Consider the following 1,580-nt stretch of genomic DNA (forward strand, 5'->3'; position numbering starts at 1 on the left):
ATGGGCACGTAGGCTCCGCCTGCTTTGAGGATCGCGTAGATACCCACGATCATGTCCAGCGAGCGCTGAACCAAAATGCCCACGGGCTGATCCGGTTCAATACCTTCGGCACGCAAGGTGCGTGCGAGACGGTTCGCGCGCTCATTCAACTCACGGTAGGTCAGCGATTCCGCTCCGCACAGCACTGCTACTTGCTCTGGCGTGTTCGCTACCTGCTGCTCGAACAGTGCACTTAGCGTTTGATCCTGCGGATAAGCTGCCGTCGTATTTCCCCACACCTGAACGATCTGTGCCTGTTCTTGCGGGGTTACCAATTCCAGCTCATTCACACGGATATTCGGATTGTCCACAATTTGCCCGATGACATGGTCGATATGCCCCTGGATACGCTCCATAGCAGATCGGTTATACACCAGAGCATTGTATTCAAGCAGGATGGAGATATCCTCGTCAGGCACGACAATCAGGTTGAAATCGTAGTTGGTTTGCTCGGCAAGTGCCACATTGGCAATAGAGAAGCCATTTTGTGCTCTTGTCTCACCGGAATCACCCACCTGCTTCATCTGTTGCCCGATCGGGTAGTTTTCAAAGACCATAATGTGATGAATTAGGTCTTGTTTTTGTGCAGTCAGTGCCTGGATATCGTATAGCGGGAACGTGTCATAGACACCAGAGGCCAAAGCCTGCTCCTGTGTGCGCTGCAATACTTCAGCAAATGTAGCATCCGGTGCACTGCAAATACGTACCGGAATCGTGTTGATAAACAATCCGATCATATTCTCCACGCCTGGAATGTCTGCCGGACGACCGGATACCACACCACCAAATACAACATCCTGATGATTATTGTATTGCTGTAAAATAACGCCCCACACGCTTTGCAGCAAGGTGTTAATCGTGACATGTTGTTGCTTGGCCATTTGGTTCAATGCCGCGGTCCGTTCTTTACCCAACATAAATGGCAGCTTTTCTGAAACATAGCCGGAATGGGAACCCGCACCGCTTCCGTCTGGTTCTTCATCCCGTGCGACTACAGAAGCTTGTGCGTTCTCACCAGGCAACAAGGTTTGCTGCTCATAACCCGCCAAATACTTACTCCAATAACGGGTCGCTTCCTGTGCATCCTGATCTTCCAACCATTCGATATAGTCACTATACGGCTTGACAGGTGCGAGCTCTGGCTGCTTGTGCTCCAGCAGGGCAACATATGCACCAAACACTTCATCCGTCACCAGCGACAGGCACCAGCCGTCCATCACAATATGATGGAAGCTCCATACAAAACGGTAGGAGCTATCACCCGTGCGGAAGACGGTTACGCGCATGAGCGCATCCTTGCCTAAATCAAAGTTTTGAGCTTTATCCTGGGCCACAAATTCAGCTATAGCGTGCTCACGGCCTCGGACATCCTCATAACGGAAGCTCGGATTTTTATGACGATAGACGATCTGCAACGGTTGGCCATACCAACCACTGTAGAAATTCGTCCGTAATATAGCATGTCGGCTAACCAGCAGCTTCAGACTTTCCTCGAATAGGGACGGTTCAAAGTAGCCCTCCAGATCAAAGGTCGCCTGTTC

At 50.9% G+C, this 1,580-nt stretch carries 1 protein-coding gene; it reads right to left on the reverse strand.

Going from position 1 to position 1,580, the window contains the following annotated elements:
• Positions 1-1,580: condensation domain-containing protein (locus GRP75_RS26465; RefSeq protein WP_160790835.1), on the reverse strand; the 1,580-nt coding region annotated here is incomplete at both ends.

The sequence above is a fragment of the Paenibacillus sp. OT2-17 genome (assembly GCF_009827695.1).
Taxonomy (GTDB): domain Bacteria; phylum Bacillota; class Bacilli; order Paenibacillales; family Paenibacillaceae; genus Paenibacillus; species Paenibacillus polymyxa_B.